Annotated in this window: 16 protein-coding genes; 11 read left to right on the top strand and 5 right to left on the bottom strand. The window is 38.2% G+C overall.

Features of this window, described 5'->3' with window-relative positions; translation table 11 throughout:
* Window positions 1–186 precede the first annotated feature (186 nt).
* Window positions 187–1,278: a M24 family metallopeptidase gene (locus FHY47_RS14610; RefSeq protein ID WP_066108958.1), complete on the bottom strand. Its 1,092-nt coding sequence runs from the start codon at window positions 1,276–1,278 to the stop codon at window positions 187–189.
* A gap of 132 nt (window positions 1,279–1,410) precedes the next feature.
* Here FHY47_RS14610 and FHY47_RS14605 point away from each other — a divergent pair, with 132 nt between their 5' ends.
* Window positions 1,411–2,088 carry a metal-dependent hydrolase gene (locus FHY47_RS14605; protein ID WP_066108955.1) on the top strand — a complete coding sequence of 226 codons (678 nt, stop codon included), beginning with the start codon at window positions 1,411–1,413 and terminating at the stop codon, window positions 2,086–2,088.
* Between the two features lie 155 nt (window positions 2,089–2,243).
* Here FHY47_RS14605 and FHY47_RS14600 read toward each other — a convergent pair whose 3' ends face one another.
* Window positions 2,244–2,693 (bottom strand): hypothetical protein, encoded by a 450-nt coding sequence (locus FHY47_RS14600; protein WP_066108952.1) that lies wholly within the window; start codon window positions 2,691–2,693, stop codon window positions 2,244–2,246.
* Window positions 2,694–2,944: 251 nt separating this feature from the next.
* Between FHY47_RS14600 and FHY47_RS14595 the strand changes: the two genes are divergently transcribed.
* A complete protein-coding gene (locus FHY47_RS14595) occupies window positions 2,945–3,193 on the top strand; it encodes a hypothetical protein (protein WP_066108949.1) in 249 nt (82 codons plus the stop codon).
* A gap of 59 nt (window positions 3,194–3,252) precedes the next feature.
* On the top strand, window positions 3,253–4,560 hold the full coding sequence (locus FHY47_RS14590) for a CBS domain-containing protein (protein ID WP_066108946.1): 1,308 nt from the start codon (window positions 3,253–3,255) through the stop codon (window positions 4,558–4,560).
* A gap of 69 nt (window positions 4,561–4,629) precedes the next feature.
* Here the strand turns inward: FHY47_RS14590 and FHY47_RS14585 are convergent, their stop codons facing one another.
* Window positions 4,630–4,932 carry a YtpI family protein gene (locus FHY47_RS14585; protein WP_066108943.1) on the bottom strand — a complete coding sequence of 101 codons (303 nt, stop codon included), beginning with the start codon at window positions 4,930–4,932 and terminating at the stop codon, window positions 4,630–4,632.
* Window positions 4,933–5,080: 148 nt separating this feature from the next.
* Between FHY47_RS14585 and FHY47_RS14580 the strand changes: the two genes are divergently transcribed.
* Window positions 5,081–6,028 carry a DHH family phosphoesterase gene (locus FHY47_RS14580; RefSeq protein ID WP_066108940.1) on the top strand — a complete coding sequence of 316 codons (948 nt, stop codon included), beginning with the start codon at window positions 5,081–5,083 and terminating at the stop codon, window positions 6,026–6,028.
* A gap of 43 nt (window positions 6,029–6,071) precedes the next feature.
* On the opposite strand, the gene ytrI is transcribed toward FHY47_RS14580, so the two are convergent.
* Window positions 6,072–6,572, bottom strand: a complete 501-nt coding sequence (gene ytrI / locus FHY47_RS14575; protein ID WP_066108937.1) for a sporulation membrane protein YtrI — start codon at window positions 6,570–6,572, stop codon at window positions 6,072–6,074.
* On the bottom strand, window positions 6,569–6,904 hold the full coding sequence (ytrH, locus tag FHY47_RS14570) for a sporulation membrane protein YtrH (RefSeq protein WP_066108934.1): 336 nt from the start codon (window positions 6,902–6,904) through the stop codon (window positions 6,569–6,571). The genes ytrI and ytrH overlap by 4 nt, the downstream gene beginning before the upstream one ends.
* A 182-nt stretch (window positions 6,905–7,086) precedes the next feature.
* Here ytrH and dnaE point away from each other — a divergent pair, with 182 nt between their 5' ends.
* From dnaE to pyk, 7 genes are all read left to right on the top strand, one after another.
* Window positions 7,087–10,443, top strand: a complete 3,357-nt coding sequence (dnaE, locus tag FHY47_RS14565; RefSeq protein WP_148631004.1) for a DNA polymerase III subunit alpha — start codon at window positions 7,087–7,089, stop codon at window positions 10,441–10,443.
* Between the two features lie 102 nt (window positions 10,444–10,545).
* Window positions 10,546–11,784 carry an NADP-dependent malic enzyme gene (gene ystJ / locus FHY47_RS14560; protein ID WP_066108928.1) on the top strand — a complete coding sequence of 413 codons (1,239 nt, stop codon included), beginning with the start codon at window positions 10,546–10,548 and terminating at the stop codon, window positions 11,782–11,784.
* Window positions 11,785–11,790: 6 nt separating this feature from the next.
* Complete coding sequence (locus tag FHY47_RS14555; protein WP_066108923.1) at window positions 11,791–12,429, top strand: FadR/GntR family transcriptional regulator; 639 nt, start codon at window positions 11,791–11,793, stop codon at window positions 12,427–12,429.
* Window positions 12,430–12,802: 373 nt separating this feature from the next.
* Window positions 12,803–13,666, top strand: a complete 864-nt coding sequence (gene accD, locus FHY47_RS14550) for an acetyl-CoA carboxylase, carboxyltransferase subunit beta (protein WP_148631002.1) — start codon at window positions 12,803–12,805, stop codon at window positions 13,664–13,666.
* The gene (accA, locus tag FHY47_RS14545) at window positions 13,666–14,643 is read left to right on the top strand and encodes an acetyl-CoA carboxylase carboxyl transferase subunit alpha (protein ID WP_066108919.1); all 978 of its coding nucleotides are present in this window, start codon (window positions 13,666–13,668) and stop codon (window positions 14,641–14,643) included. Before accD ends, accA begins: the two co-directional genes overlap by 1 nt.
* Window positions 14,644–14,936: 293 nt before the next feature.
* Complete coding sequence (pfkA, locus tag FHY47_RS14540; protein WP_066108917.1) at window positions 14,937–15,896, top strand: 6-phosphofructokinase; 960 nt, start codon at window positions 14,937–14,939, stop codon at window positions 15,894–15,896.
* 29 nt (window positions 15,897–15,925) lie between these two features.
* Window positions 15,926–17,686 (top strand): pyruvate kinase, encoded by a 1,761-nt coding sequence (pyk, locus tag FHY47_RS14535; RefSeq protein WP_066108914.1) that lies wholly within the window; start codon window positions 15,926–15,928, stop codon window positions 17,684–17,686.
* The last annotated feature ends 109 nt before the right edge of the window (window positions 17,687–17,795 follow it).

Below are 17,795 nucleotides of genomic sequence, written 5' to 3'. Positions count from 1 at the left end.
AACGAATATCTTAATTTATTGAATATTATTTTGAAATACTTAATGATTCAAGAAAGATAATGTCTCTCAATCCGATTAGTATTCTTTTTTAATACATAATAAAAACACCCCTTAAAAGTTAGATTGGTGTCTAACTTTTAAGGGGCAGTTCATCCCCGCTGTCTGTTGGTTTATTATATAGTGCTCTTAAATAGTTACTAGTTCTTTCGGGAATTTAGTAAGAATTTCTACCCCGTTTTCAGTCACATATAGATCATCCTCTATGCGAACGCCGGCTTTGCCAGGGACATAAATACCCGGCTCAATCGTAAAGACCATTCCTTCCTGAAGAGACAGTGTATTGATTTCGGTCAAGGAAGGATATTCGTGAACGCTAATTCCAAGGCCATGACCAAGACGATGAGGGAAATAGTCACCATATCCCTTATTTCTAATAATATTACGTGCTGTTAAATCTATTTCGGCACAAGTTTTTCCAGGTCGGCATGCTTCAACTGCAGCAATTTGAGCCTCAAGAACAGTGTTGTAAATTTCCCTTTGTTCTTCATTAATTTGTCCGAAAGCAACTGTACGTGTAATATCAGAACAATATCCATCTACCACAACACCTAAGTCGAATAGAACCAGGTCACCTTTTTTGACTTTCGTTTGTCCAGGAACTCCATGAGGGGAAGCGGCGTTTTCACCAGTTAGCACCATTGTTGCAAAGGACATTTCGGATACGCCTTCTCTTTTCAATTGATACTCCAAAGCAGCCAGGATTTCCATTTCTGTTTTACCCTCTGCAATTTCTTCAGTTCCGATTTTTATGGCATAGTCAGCAAGACGGCAAGCTTCTTTAATGATTTTTAATTCAGATGGACTTTTAATCATACGCAGTTGACGCATTTTTTCTTCCGCCGATATATATGTCGGCTGGTTTAAAATTGAATTAAGTCCTTCAAGTCGTTCCATAGTTAAATGTTCTTTTTCCACTGCCAGAGTTTGAATAGAAATGTTTCTTTTTTTCAGTGTTTCTTTAATAACTTCCCATGGATTTTGGGTATCAGAAATGCCAAGCACTTCATACCCCCAGCCAGCCTGTTTTGCGTCTGAAACCTCCATTTGCGGGCAAATTAAAATAGGTTCTTCAGTAGGGAAAGTAATTACTGCCAATAAGCGTTCATGAGGATCGCTATAGAACCCACTTAGGTAAAAAACATTTTCTGTAGACGTGATAAAAGCAGCATCAGCCTGTTTTTCGGTAAGCCAATTTGCCAAGTGATTTAAGTTACTCATATTGGACCTCCATAATATTTTATGTAAATGTTACTATGAAAGTAGAGTATCAATTATGCAGGATAATGTAAATTGTTAGAAAACTTAATTTAACGGGTATTTATTGAAAAAACAATGAAAGGACTGAAGGAGATGAAAGTATCTTTTCATGGCCATTCCGTAGTGAAAATCGAAACAGAGGGAAAACAATTGCTGATTGATCCATTTATTACGGGAAATGAATTGACAGATTTAACAGTGGAGGATGTAAATCCGGATTATATTTTAATTACACATGGACATGATGATCATTTGGGTGATACGGTTCAGTTGGCCAAAAAACATGATGCGCTGGTAATCTGTAATTTTGAATTAAGTACATACTTGGGATGGAAAGGTGTAAAAACACATGGCATGTCCATCGGTGGAGCTTATGAGTTTGATTTTGGAAAAGTGAAATTAACCCAAGCTTTTCACGGAACGGGGTTTGAGGATAATGGCCAATTAATTTATGGAGGGATGCCTGCAGGGTTGTTGATTACAGCGGAAGGTAAAACGATTTACCATGCCGGAGATACAGGCTTATTCTCAGATATGAAGTTGATTGGTGACCGTCATCCGATTGATTTAGCATTCCTGCCGATTGGAGATAATTTCACGATGGGGCCAGAAGATGCTGCGCTGGCTGCAGAATTCCTGCACCCTAAACAAGTTGTTCCAATTCACTATAATACGTTCCCACCGATTAAGCAGGATCCATATTATTTTGCTTCCTTATGTGATTCAGAACTCGTTCGGGTTCTGAAACCGGGAGAATCTATTGAATTATAAAAATAGAGTTTTATGTGAACGGATTGGTTTTTAGAAAATGCTAAATATCAGAATAATTAATACTAGAATTAGCATTAAAATCTAACCATTTTTCATAGTGTAACCAAGAAAAGCATCGGTACTATGCCGATGCTTTTTAACGTGATTTATTTTAACTAGCGGATTTCTATTACAAAAGCATAACTTGAGTCGCCCTTTTCCCATCTTGCCGATACATCGTAAACATATATCCCTTTTTCTTTTGGCAATACGATCTTATTATCCCGAATATGTACATTCGCTGTTTTTTCATTGGTAAGCCATTGATTTACATTTAATGTATTTTCTTGCGGTGTGTTTTTGAATTCTATGTTCAATTCGGATTCAGGTGATGCAACCACAGGTTTGAATTCGTGATCTTTAATAATTTCTGGAGGAGAAGGCATATCAACACAACCAGCATTTATGAGTCCATTCCAGCAATATGAGCCTTGCGCGGTCTCTACATTTTTATCTTCAACAGTTATGGTTGGTGAAGGTGGTGTTACGTTTAATAGTCCAATAAGAAAATAGCCACCCATACTTAAAGTAATCAATACAATCAATGTAACCAAGTACTTTTTCATACGCTTCCCTCTTAATGGAATAATTTACTAATCAATCACTAAAATAGTTTAACATAAATTTCTAAAACACTTAGAATTCAACTGAAAAAATCCTTTATTGCACGCAAAAATGAGCAAATTCAATGTGAATTGAATTAACTTCTGCATGTATCCATAATTAATTTTGTTCTTAAAACCGAACCTGTTAGTTTTATGTGTACTTCTTTTTTTTTCGTTTATTCATATATTTATCTTATAGGAGGGATAAATCTATGAAAATTCGTTGTGGTATCAGTTTGGTAATTGGCCTGGCGATGTTATTATGGGCACTTCCATATCTATCATTTGAAGGTAATATGGAAGAAACCATTTTTTCATTCGCATGGCTTGCGCTCGCATTTAGTGTTTTGGGAGGGAACCTTTCAGCTATTTTGTACAGTGTGGGTAATAAACGAACAATTGCGCAGTCAAAAGGTACAAAAAATCCCCATATTTCCAGACAATATAAAAGGTCACATTGATTGATTGGAACGTTTCCCATTATAATAGTAATAATGGATAACGAAAAAGGGTGAATAGTTTGGCTACTAAGCATGAACAAATATTGGCATATATTGATGAACTACCGATTGGCCAAAAAATCTCTGTACGGCAAATTGCAAAAGCACTGACCGTCAGTGAGGGAACCGCCTATCGAGCAATTAAAGAAGCTGAAAATAAAGGGTATGTCAGTACGATTGAAAGAGTTGGAACCATTCGTATTGAACGGAAGAAAAAAGAAAACATAGAAAAACTGACATTTGCTGAGGTTGTTAATATCGTTGATGGACAGGTCCTCGGTGGTAGATCAGGGCTTCATAAAACTCTGAATAAATTTGTCATAGGGGCTATGGAGCTTGAGGCGATGATGCGTTACACAGAGGCAGGCAATCTTTTGATTGTCGGGAACCGTGTGAAAGCACATGAACTTGCATTAACCACAGGGGCAGCTGTGCTCATCACCGGTGGATTTGATACAGCGGATTCAGTTAAAAAACTTGCGGATGAATTGCAAATGCCTGTGATCTCTACGTCTTACGATACCTTTACTGTTGCAACAATGATTAATAGAGCAATCTATGATCAGCTGATTAAAAAAGAGATTTTACTTGTCGAAGATATTCTTATTCCAATTGAGAAAACAGAAGTACTGAAAGCAGGAAATACAGTTGAACGTTGGACTGAACTGAATAAAGCGACAAAGCATAGCCGTTTTCCGGTGGTAGATGATAATTTGCGCCTGCAGGGAATGGTTACATCTAGGGATATTCTTGGGGTTGATGCTTCCGTACAGATTGATAAAGTTATGACTAAAAATCCTATCTTTGTAGGTGAAAAGACGAGTGTAGCATCTGCCGCTCATATGATGGTTTGGGAGGGTATTGAGCTCTTGCCAGTCATTGATAACCGCAATCTTTTAATTGGAATTATAAGCAGACAAGATGTTTTAAAGGCATTGCAAATGAGCCAGCGGCAACCACAGGTCGGTGAGACGATTGATGATGTCATCGCCAATCAAATGACGGCTGTTCAGGGTAATGATAGTTATCAGTGTGAGGTGACACCTCAGATGACTAATTACTTGGGAACGATCTCGTATGGTGTATTTACAGCTATGGTAATTGAAGCAACGAATAGAGTGCTGCGAGGATATAAACGCGGTGATTTAGTTGTAGAGAATATGACGATCTATTTCTTAAAGCCTGTTCAGCTTGAGAGCAAACTCGAAATTGTACCAAAGGTACTGGAAATTGGACGGAAGTTTGGAAAAGTAGATATAGAAGTCTTCAATGAAGGAAAATTGGTCGGTAAGGCCATGATGACCTGCCAGTTATTGGAGCGTAGTTAACGATAAAAAATTGCCTTTATAGGAGCTATAAAGGCAATTTTGCATATTCACGTAATGATTATGATACGATTATTTTAGTGCCGCCTGATATTCTTCCTCAGCAAGGGGAGCATAATATTTATACATTCTTACACCGCCATATATACTCCATCCGCCAACTATGATAAAAATAGCAGCGACGATATAGGTGACAGTTGTATGAAAAAGGAATAGCTGATTAAGACCGAAAAGAGCAACAAATACACCTAAAGAGATGGATGATTTACCGGACAGATATGCTCTTTGCATAGGTAACTTGGTTCTGAAGTATTTTGTCTTATAGTAAATAAAAAACGAAAAAGACATTACAATTAAAAATACAAATATTATCATGCACTGTGCCTCCAATTGGGTTGTATGCCTATATTGTACAAGATATTGAAATATTGTACCAATTTGGAATTCGATTCCTTATCCTTGGTTGCGGGTATCATATGCATGACCATACATAAAAAATACAAAAGATAAAGGGAGAAAAGTGATGAAGGAACAGATTATAGATGCAATCAAAAAATACAATACGATTATTCTGCACAGACATGTTCGGCCAGACCCTGATGCATATGGATCACAATGTGGATTGGGAGAAATCATTAAATATTCCTTTCCAGAAAAACAAGTATTCATGGTTGGTCAAGAAGAGGAATCTTTACATTTTCTAAAGCGACTTGATGTGATTCCGGATGAAGCATATGAAGGAGCATTAGTGATTGTTTGTGATACAGCCAATCAGGAAAGGGTCTGTGATCAACGGTATACGAGGGGGGATCTTTTGATTAAAATAGATCATCATCCAAATGAGGATCCTTACGGAGATTTTTTGTGGGTTGATACATCAGCAAGCTCTTGCAGTGAAATGATTTATGAATTATATGAGTACGGTAAGGATAAAGGATTACGAATGAATCAGGAGGCAGCGCGATTATTATATGCAGGAATCGTAGGTGATACGGGTAGATTTTTATATCCAAGTACTACCGATAAAACATTTCTGTATGCCGGCGAGCTTATTCAGTACGGATTTAATCGCACGGATATATACGATGGTATGTATGATGTTGATGAAGCGGTCGTTCGTTTGAATGGCTATGTTTTTGAAAACTTTAAAATAATTGATTCAGGAGTTGGGGTAGTCGTAATTACGAAGGAAGTCATGGAACGATTTGGTGTAAAATCCTCCGGAGCATCTTCACTTGTCAGTACTTTGGGATCTGTAAAGGGAATCAAGGCATGGGTATTTTTCATTGAAGAAAATGATGAAATTCGAGTTCGTCTCAGATCAAAAGGCCCTGTTATTAATGGTGTAGCTATGAAATATAATGGAGGCGGGCATCCCTTAGCATCTGGCGCAACCATTTACAATTGGGAGGACATGAATAATGTCCTTGCAGATCTCGTACAGGTTTGTTCCAACTATGGATCCAAATAATTAAGTGGAACAGCCAGGTACCCAGAGGAGTACCCGGCTGTTCTTAAATTTGTTTGAGCGACAATGAAATTTCGATATGCGTGTATAGAATTAATTCCTGGACTTCCAATTGATAGTGCCTGCCGTTTAATTTGATATTCTTATTAATAATTGCTCTTTTAAGGAGTTCTTTTCCATGACTCACACTTTCCAAATCCTTACCTAATAAGCTTTCGAAATCTTTCTTAATACTTTGCTCTACCTCAAAAATACTGAGTGGATCCAATCTGTATTTTTTATAGTTTGTAATATGAACGGTTACTTCCTGTACGAGTAATTTACTCTCATTTTTTTTATTTAAAATTTCGTATTCATTTTGCCATATTTCAAGCTCATCGTGTAAATCTTTAATAGCATCCTGCTGTGTTTCTATTAACTGAATTTGCTTTTCCTGCAGATCACCGAACATATACAAAAAAAGCCCCCAGCTTATGATCGCCCCTATAATAACTCCTGCGAAAAAGCGTTGCCATAAGGGATTTCGATAATATGGAGGGATTCTCATGGATTTAACTGCTCCTGTGTCAGCCATTGGATAATGAGAGCGCCGGCTTGAGCTCCTCCAAGGGCTGAAATAATAATCAGGATTTGTTTGAATAAATCTTTTGTCGCACCATGAAAGATTCCTCGTTCAAATGAATAGACCGCATCGAAAGTTCCGCCAATAGCTGCGACAATAGCCCAAATTCTTAAACCCTCGGATAGGCGAAACACTTGAGTTAATGGGGGTTGACCTGTTATGAAAGCAGCCAGTCCACCGATCAAAGATCCGCCAAGCAGTACGCCAAATGAAATGAAGAAACTGTTTATAAATGCTGGTAAGAAAGCCTGGTTCATTTACCTCGTCCTTTTTGTTTTTTACATATATATGAGGGAGGGATGAGTAATATGTAATTAGGCTAAAAAGTTTTTCAACTTGCATCGAACATATTTTCTTTTTGAGCATTGGACTTCTATAATAGAGAATAAGAGAGAATTTCTCCTAAATACAAAAATGATAACAAGGATGTGACGAAAGAATGTCATTAATCCATCTTCATGTATATAGCGCGTATAGTCTTCTGGAGAGTACGTTATCAATCAGGGATATCGTTACCTTGGCAAAGAATAATGGTTTCAGCAGTATCGCATTAACAGATCGAAATGTTATGTATGGGGCTGTGTCTTTTTACAAGGAATGCATGGAACAGGGAATCAAGCCAATCATAGGTTTGACTGCAGATATATTTGATGATGAAGAGCATAAAAGTTATCCTCTTATTTTGCTGGCTAAAAATAATGAAGGATATCATAACCTAATGAAAATATCGAGTGCAATTCAAACGAAGTCTCCTGATGGTTTGCCATTCAGATGGTTGAAAGGATATGCAAGAGGCCTCATTGCCATTACACCGGGAATAGAAGGTGAAATTGAAAGTACACTTTTCCACAATGAGCAAGCTGCAGAAAAAGTCCTCTTGAAATATAAAACCTTGTTTGGTAATCAATCTTTTTATCTTTCATTGCCTAAACCGTCTACGGAAGGAATGGAGAGGGCGAAGATCAAACAACTGGCTGACAAAACGAACACCCAGCTTGTTGCAGCTCACCATATTTGTTATTTGAAGCCAGAAGATTCACTGGCTTATCAAGCATTGACTTGTTTAAAAGATAATATAAAGATAGAAGAATTGGATAAAATCGAGTTGTCTGAGAATGAAAGGAAGCATTTTGCGAGCCGTTCTGAAATGATGGAGTGGTACTCATCCGATGTGGCTGCTCTTGAAAATACGATTCAAATAGCCAAAGAATGCTGTGTAAACTTAGAGTTTAATCAAAAATTACTTCCAAAGTATCCCGTTCCCAATGATTTGTCCGCACATCAATATTTGATAGAGATTTGCAAAAAAGGATTTGCCAAGCGTTATCCAACTCCCGATAAAAAGCACTTTGAACGATTGGAATATGAATTAACTGTAATTGCTGATATGGGGTTCAGTGACTATTTCCTGATTGTCTGGGACTTTATGAATCATGCTAATAAACAAGGGATATTAACAGGTCCTGGACGTGGATCTGCTGCAGGTTCGATGGTTGCTTATGTGCTTGGAATTACCAATGTCGATCCTATTGAATACAATCTATTGTTTGAAAGGTTTCTGAATCCGGAAAGGATTACGATGCCTGATATAGATATCGACTTTCCAGACAATCGCAGAGAAGAAATGATACGGTACGTAGCAAAGAAATATGGACCCATTCATGTGGCACAAATTATAACCTTTGGTACATTTGGAGCAAAGGCCGCTTTGCGGGATGCGGGCAGAGTTTGTGGATTGAACACGAAGGAGTTGGACCAGCTATCTCGTTCGCTTCCTCCTATTAACGGACTGACCATACAATTGGCGCAATCTGAATCCAGCCGTTTCCGTACATGGATTGCAGAATCTGCACTTCATAAGCGGATTTTTGAAATCGCCAAGAAGTGGGAAGGGCTTCCAAGACATACATCCATACATGCCGCAGGGGTAATTATTACCGATCAACCGCTGACCGATTTAATTCCGATTCAGGAAGGGCATGAGGGTGTTTATTTGACCCAGTTCCCGATGGAAATTTTAGAAGAAATTGGTCTTTTGAAAATGGATTTTCTCGGACTCCGAAATTTAACTTTGCTTGATCAGATTGTGAGACAGGTAAATCGTTCATCGGGTAAGAAGATTCAGTTAAGTCAGATTCCATTGGATGACACGGCCACATTTGAGTTATTAAGTAAGGGACTAACCTCGGGGATTTTTCAGTTTGAATCAGCTGGCATGCAAAATGTCCTTAAAAAGCTAAAACCCACTGTTTTTGAGGATTTGGTAGCGGTCAATGCCCTGTATAGGCCGGGCCCTATGGATAATATCCCGACATTCATAAATCGTAAACATGGAATTGAACCTATTACTTTTCCTATTACTGAATTGGAAACAATTCTGAAGCCTACCTACGGGATCATTGTGTATCAGGAACAAATTATCCAGATTGCTTCGACAATGGCCGGTTTCAGCTTAGGAGAAGCTGATTTGCTGAGAAGAGCTGTAAGTAAGAAGAAAAAAGACGTTCTCGATGAACAAAGAGCTCATTTTGTAAAAGGGGCTATGGCTAGAGGGCACGAACAGCATACGGCAAATGAAGTATATGACTTAATCGTCCGGTTCGCAAATTATGGGTTTAATAGGAGTCATGCAGTCGCTTACAGCCTAATTGCATATCAGTTAGCCTATTTAAAGGCAAATTATTTGCGCAGCTTTATGGCAGGGTTGATGACATCTGTAATTGGCAACGATGATAAAATAGCTCAATACGTTCAGGAATTAAAGTCAAAAGATTATATAGTCTATCCGCCATCAATCAATAAAAGTCATTTCCCGTTTATTCTTGAAGGAGATAAAGGGGTGCGTTACAGTCTGGCAGCTGTGAAGGGCATTGGAGCTTCCGTCTTAAAAGAACTGGTTGCAGCTCGTAAGAATGGCCCATTTGAAGATCTATTTGATGTTTGTATACGTATTCCTTCCCGTATCATAAATAGAAAAGTATTGGAAAATTTATGTTACGCGGGTGCATTTGACGAGTTTAAAATGGATCGTGCAAGTATTTTGGCAAGCATAGATGTGGCACTGGAGCATGCTGAATTGGTTCGTCCTGATTCAGGAGAAGTTGGTTTTTTTGATGCTGATGATATGTTCATTAAACCGAAATATGTAGTAGTCGACCCGATGCCAACGGACAAAAAGTTACAAAAAGAAAAAGAAGTTCTCGGCTTATATTTATCCGACCACCCAATCAGCGGTTCAAGACCTTTATTAAAACATGCAGGAGCACTTCCTCTGTCCAATTTTCCACTGAATTCAACAGGATTTGTTGGTGCTTATATTCAATCTGTTAAACTGATCCGTACAAAGAAAGGCGAAAATATGGCTTTTCTGCTTCTAAGTGATGAAACGGGTGATATGGAAGGGGTTACTTTTCCAAATGTGTACAAGCAATATTCATCCATTTTAAAAGAAGGAAATTTAGTTTTAATAGAAGGAAAGCTGGAGGAGCGCAATGGGAAGAAACAATTTATCACACAAAATCTTTATGATTTAGAGAATGATATACCGAAAATAAAGGAACTTTTTAAATCCGTCTATATTAAGGTTGCTCCAAATGTTCAAACCAATAAAACCTTAACAGCTATTCGTAATGTTTTGATTCAATATCGTGGGAACACAAAGGTGTATATATATTACGAAAAAGATACAAAAACTATTCAATTATCCAAGGAAAACTGGGTGAACCCTACTCCCGCCCTACTGAAAGATTTAGAAAGAATTATAGGAGAAGGAAATGTCCTGATTAAAGAAGATTAACTATGTACAAGACAGAATATTGTGATATATTTACAGTATAATTTTGGTCATACCAGAAGTGGGATAAAATGTATCGTATGATAAAAAGTGGGGTGTGGGTAATTGACTTTAAGAGAAGAAGCGTTGCATATGCACCGTTTAAATAAGGGGAAATTGGAAACAGTGGCCAAGGTACCTCTGCGGAATGCACACGATTTAAGCCTGGCATATTCTCCAGGTGTAGCTGAACCGTGTAAAGCTATACATGATAAACCGGAAACAGTATATGAATATACTTTCAAGGGCAATATGGTAGCCGTAGTATCAGATGGTACAGCAGTGCTTGGACTCGGCAATATTGGTCCGGAAGCTGCCCTCCCTGTGATGGAAGGAAAAGCATTATTATTTAAGGGGTTTGCAGGAGTCGATGCTTTTCCAATCTGTCTAAATACGAACGACGTAGATAAAATTGTGGAGACAGTAAAATTACTTGAACCAACTTTTGGCGGAATTAATTTAGAAGATATTGCGGCTCCAAATTGTTTTGTCATTGAAGAAAGATTGAAAAAAGAAACGAATATCCCTGTTTTCCATGACGATCAGCACGGTACAGCAATTGTAACGGTTGCAGGTCTTGTTAATGCCTTGAAGCTTTCCAATAAGAAAATGTCTGAGATTAAAGTGGTTGCAAATGGCGCTGGTGCTGCCGGTATTGCCATTATTAAGCTACTATATCACTTTGGTGTACGCGATTTAATTATGTGTGATAGCAAGGGTGCGATTTATGAAGAACGCCCATATGGTATGAATGCTGTAAAAGCAGAGGTGGCTAAATATACAAATCGTGATCATTTGGAAGGCAGTCTTGAGGACGTCATTAAAGATGCAGATGTTTTTATCGGTGTTTCGGTTGCAGGCGCGCTAACTCCTGAAATGATTAAATCAATGGCCTCAGATCCAGTCATTTTTGCGATGGCCAATCCAGTTCCCGAAATTATGCCGGAATTGGCTAAAGAAGCAGGTGCGGCAGTCGTAGGAACTGGTAGATCCGATTTCCCCAACCAGGTAAACAATGTTTTAGCCTTTCCGGGAATTTTTCGAGGGGCTCTGGATGTAAGAGCAACTCATATTAATGAGAAAATGAAAGTTGCAGCCGTTGAGGCGATTGCAAATCTAATTACAGATGAAGAGCTGCAAACGGATTATGTAATCCCTGCTCCTTTTGACCCGCGAGTTGCTCCGGCAGTAGCTGCTGCAGTAGCAAAAGCGGCGATGGAAACAGGGGTTGCAAGATTAAAAGTTGATCCGGAAGAAATCAGAAAGAAGACAGAATTACTATCATCCATTGGAAAAAGTGAGTGATGACAGATGGAATTACAAACTGAAGGACAGCCAAAAGTATATTTAGAAATAGTTCGCAAGCTGCAAAGAATGATTGAAGAGGATCATCTTGTTCCAGGTGATAAAATCCCCTCTGAACGGGAGCTGTCTGACCGCTTAAATGTTGGCCGTTCCTCAGTCAGAGAAGCTTTAAGAGCGTTGGAGCTTTTGGGATTGATTGAAACAAGAAGAGGAGAAGGAACATTCATTCATGATTTTCAAGAGCATAAGCTTGTTGAATTACTTGGCTCATTTTTCATTTTAGAAGGTAAAACAAAAGAAGATTTGATTGAAGTGAAATTGTTGTTAGAAAAAGATTGTATACGTATAATGTCCGAATACAACCGTAAAAATCCTGAGACTATTAAAGATCTATATAATTGGGCTAGAACCAACTCATTTACGGACGAGGCTTACTTCTCTCAATTAGCCAGTTTGACTGACAATCGATTGATGGAAAGAATTTGGAAAACGGTAAACAGTTACTGTAAAGCATCTGGCTATGAATTCTCCATTCAAGACCGAAAGCAATATATTATTTTAGCTGCTTTAATGGAAAACGGGGAAAAAGATCAAGCACTTGAAATATATGATACAAAAATCAGAGCTACTGCGAAAAGTGAATAATAGATATCTGTAGTATATTGGCCTTATATAGGTACGTTTTGTAAACTATATAAGGCCAATTTTATAAACTTTCCATTGCTTGCAATTAAGGTTTATAGATTTACTAAGACATAAGGGTTAATGAAGATGCATATGATTTGTCCTATTGGTCGGTAAGGATATGATTTTTCAAAGATGTGTTTCTTGTATGTAGATAAGATAGGACTTCAATAATTTGCAAGTAGTTTGTCCTATTACCATAGTCTGTATATATCTGATGGGATGGCAGGTATAATGGACAAGGTGGTTTCGGTAATCACTGGCTGATGAGAAAATCAGTAAGGTTTATTTATGAACCATTGATGTACTGTATTACGAAAGGGGATCGAGAGTTTTGTTGAAAGACATGTTTTCTCGTACAAAAAAGAAAAAGTATGCAACCATTCCTTCTGATAAAGCAAATCAAGATGTGCCTGAAGGAATTATGATGAAATGTCCGTCTTGTAAAACTATTAAATACTCTAAAGAAATATTAAAAAATGATAAAGTTTGTCCTAAATGTGGTTATCACCACCCGATGAGTGCAGTTGAACGTTTAAGCAATTTAATGGATAAAGGGTCTTTTGAGGAGTACGATCGGGGGATGATATCGGAAAATCCACTGAACTTTCCCGATTATACAGAAAAGCTCGATAGAGATCGAAATAAGACAAAACAAAATGAAGCTGTAGTAACAGGAATAGGTCGAATTAGTGGTCATACCACTGTGATTGCTGTAATGGATTCTACATTTCGTATGGGCAGTATGGGCTCTGTAGTTGGTGAAAAGATAACCCGGGCCATTGAAAAAGCTGATGAATTAAAGGCACCTTTTATTATATTTACCGCATCCGGAGGAGCCAGAATGCAAGAGGGAGTTATAAGTCTCATGCAAATGGCAAAAACAAGTGCAGCCTTAAAACGTTTCAGTGAGCATAGCGGTTTGATTATATCGGTTATGACTCATCCAACTACCGGTGGGGTATCAGCGAGTTTTGCTTCTCTCGGAGATTATAACCTTGCAGAACCTAAAGCTTTAATTGGATTTGCCGGCCGTCGAATAATCGAGCAAACAATCCATGAAAAGTTACCGGAAGATTTTCAAACTGCTGAATTCCTTCTAAAACATGGTCAACTGGATGCAGTAGTGCCGAGAAATAAAATGAAAGATACACTGGCTGCAATTATCGATATTCATACATCAGGGGGGAGTAAATAATGCCGGGTGAATTGTCATTTGAAAAACCAATACAGGATTTACAAAAAAAAATAGATGAATTAAAGAAAATGACTTCACACTCTGATGGAGAGTTTACAGAGGAAATTAATAAGCTGGAGGAACGCTTGGGCCAATTGGAAAAAGAGCTGTATCTAGATATTAAGCCTTGGGATCGAGTTGAAATAGCCCGGCACTCATTACGCCCTACAACCTGCGATTACATAGAACACTTATTTACATCGTTCTTTGAATGTCATGGGGATCGACTTTTTGGTGATGATGAAGCAATAGTGGGCGGCATAGCTAAGTATCATGGGATGCCGGTGACTGTTATTGGTCATCAGCGAGGTAAGGATACAAAGGATAATATACGACGGAATTTTGGCATGCCTCATCCAGAAGGATATAGAAAAGCTTTACGACTCATGAAGCAAGCGGAAAAATTCAGGAGGCCAATTATTTGTTTTATTGATACAAAGGGAGCCTATCCTGGTAAAGCGGCAGAAGAAAGAGGTCAAAGTGAAGCTATTGCTAGAAATTTATTCGAAATGGCCGGTTTAAAGGTGCCAATCGTTTGTATAGTAATTGGAGAAGGAGGAAGTGGCGGAGCTTTAGCACTTGGTGTGGGAGACCATATTCATATGCTTGAAAATTCAACTTACTCAGTTATTTCTCCTGAAGGAGCTGCATCCATCCTCTGGAAAGATGCATCCATGGCAAAGAAGGCAGCGGAATCCATGAAAATTACGGCACCAGATTTAAAAGAGTTAGGCATTATAGATCAAATTATTCCTGAAGTACTTGGCGGTGCTCATCGCTCGGTTAAAGATCAGGCTGAAGAGATTGATAAAATATTAAAAAATTCGCTTGATACATTAAAAAATATGAGTGAGGAAGAGCTAGTCAATAAAAGATATGAAAAATATAAAAATATTGGCAAGTACGGATTTTCGACTCAATTTGTAAAGAATCATTAAACGTACATGAAAATGTACGTTTCTTTTTTGTTCAATAGGGAAAAATACACACGATGTACAATTTTTTTTAATCCCTTGATAATAATGAGAATCTCTCAATGTGATAGCGTTTTCATATAAAATTCCTTGGTACAAAGGGCTTTACGAAAGGATTTTGTTATCATAGAATAAGGATGCGATTATGAATAAACGGAAACAACTATATTTCGTGATTGTGTTTCTGTCTGTCTATATACAGATGCTATAAACAGATGTGTACTCAATGAAGATAATACTAAACTTGGGGTGATATCATGAAAAGAATAGGTGTATTAACAAGTGGGGGAGATTCACCAGGCATGAATGCCGCAGTACGTGCCGTTGTAAGAAAAGCGATTTACCATAATATTGAGGTTTATGGGATTTACAACGGATACCAAGGTCTTTTAAATGGGAACATAAAAAAGCTTGAGATCGGATCTGTAGGAGATATTATACATAGAGGCGGAACGATGCTGTATACGGCTCGTTGTCCGGAATTCAAGGAAAGAGATGTTCAATTGCAAGGTATAGAACAATTGAAGAAATTTGGAATTGAAGGACTTGTTGTTATAGGTGGAGATGGTTCTTATCGTGGAGCCAAAGCTTTAACAGAACATGGATTTCCATGTATAGGTGTACCGGGCACGATTGATAATGATATTCCAGGAACCGAATTCACAATTGGATTCGATACTGCCTTGAATACCGTTATTGATTCTATTGATAAAATCAGAGATACAGCTACTTCACACGAAAGAACATACGTTATTGAGGTAATGGGAAGAAATGCCGGAGATCTTGCACTATGGGCAGGACTTGCAGGCGGAGCGGAATCTATTCTTATCCCCGAAGAAAACTATGATATGAATGATATCATTAATAAGCTGAAGCGTGGGCATGATAGAGGAAAGAAACATAGTATTATTATTGTTGCTGAAGGTGTTGGCAGTGGTATGGAAATCGGTGAAGATATCCAGAAACGCACTGGCTTCGAAACGCGTGTGACAGTTCTAGGACATGTTCAGCGCGGTGGATCACCAACAGCGACAGATCGCGTATTAGCCAGTCGATTGGCTGCTAATGCAGTTGAATTGCTCCTTGATGGAAAAGGCGGCCGCGCAGTAGGGATCGTTAACAATAAATTGGTTGATTATGACATTATTGAGGCATTAAAGATACCTCATGTGGTTGACAAAAAAATGTATGAATTATCTCAGGAGCTTTCAATTTAATTAAGAAATAGTAAATAGGAGGATACAACGTGCGTAAAACAAAAATCGTATGTACAATTGGACCAGCCAGTGAATCATTAGAAAAGTTAAAAGCATTAATGGAAGCAGGAATGAATGTTGCCCGTCTAAACTTTTCTCATGGTAGCCATGAAGAGCACCGTGCAAGAATTCAAACTATTCGCCAGGCTGCAGAAGAAACTGGTAAAACAGTTGGGATTTTACTTGATACAAAAGGACCGGAAATTCGCACTCACAACATGGAAAATGGTGGGTTCGAATTAGTAGCAGGTCAAGATGTTACCATTTCTATGACTGAAGTACTTGGTACTCCGGAGAAATTCTCAATCACTTATGAAGGCTTAATTGATGATGTTCATGAAGGATCCAGAATCCTTGTTGATGATGGTTTAATTGGTCTTGAAGTAACTGGTTTAGATAAAGATAAAAAAGAAATCTATACAAAAGTTCTTAACACAGGAATGATTAAGAATAAAAAAGGTGTTAACGTACCAGGAGTTTCTGTCAAATTACCAGGAATTACACAAAAAGATGCGGAAGATATCGTATTCGGTATTCAAGAAGATGTTGATTTCATTGCAGCTTCCTTTGTAAGAAGAGGAGCGGACGTTCTTGAAATCAGAGAATTGCTTGAAAATCATAATGCAGGTCATATCCAAATCATCCCGAAAATCGAAAACCACGAAGGTGTAGAAAATATTGAAGAGATCTTAGCGGTTTCTGATGGTTTAATGGTTGCGCGTGGGGACCTTGGCGTTGAAATTCCTGCCGAAGATGTACCTCTTGTTCAAAAAGATTTAATTAAACGCTGCAATACAGTGGGTAAACCGGTTATTACAGCAACGCAAATGTTAGATTCAATGCAACGTAATCCTCGTCCAACTCGTGCGGAAGCAAGTGACGTAGCGAATGCAATTTTTGATGGAACAGATGCAATCATGCTTTCAGGTGAAACAGCAGCTGGCCAATATCCAGTTGAAGCTGTTCAAACTATGCACAACATTGCTAGTAAAGCAGAAACAGCTTTAAATTATAAAGCAATTCTTTCTGCCCGCAGTAAAGATCATGATTATAATGTAACTGATGCAATTGGGCAATCTGTAGCACATACAGCATTAAACTTAAATGTTTCAGCTATTATTACACCGACACAAAGTGGATCAACAGCACGTGTAATTTCCCGTTACCGTCCTAAAACACCTATCATCGCAATCACATCTGATGAAAGAGTGATGAGAAGATTAGCGTTGGTATCTGGTGTATATCCAATTCTAGGAACTAGTACTACTACTACAGATGATATGCTTGAAAATGCAGTTCAAGCAGCAACTGAGAAAAACTTAGTAAAACCTGGTGAATTGGTTATTATCACAGCGGGTGTACCAGTGAATGAATCAGGCACAACTAATATTATGAAAATCCACTTGATCGGTTCTGTTTTAGCAAGTGCTCAAGGAATTGGAAGAAAGTCTGCTTCAGGCCGTGTAGTTATTGCTAACAACGCTGAAGAAGCGATTGCTAAAGCAAAAGAAGGTTGTATTTTAGTTACAAATGCAACGGACAAAGATATGATGCCAGCGATTGAAAAATGCGCAGCATTGGTAACTGTAGAAGGCGGTTTAACAAGCCATGCTGCAGTAGTTGGTTTAAGCCAGGGTATTCCGGTTATTGTTGGATTTGAAAATGCTACAACAGTGTTACAGGACAACCAGGTTATTACTGTAGATAGCCGAAGCGGCCGTATTTACGAAGGTAATACAGGAATTCTGTAATAAACATGATGGAGCTGTTTGCTTAGCTGTTTGCTAATTTAAACAGCTCTTTTTTCTATCCACTTCTATCAATTATGCTAAACTAAAGGAAAATGCCAGACACTTTGCA

The sequence above is a fragment of the Bacillus sp. E214 genome (assembly GCF_008087365.1).
Taxonomy (GTDB): Bacteria; Bacillota; Bacilli; order Bacillales; family Pradoshiaceae; genus Pradoshia.
The sequence above is the reverse complement of the archived record's forward strand: the minus strand, read 5'-3'. Positions and strand labels throughout refer to the sequence as shown.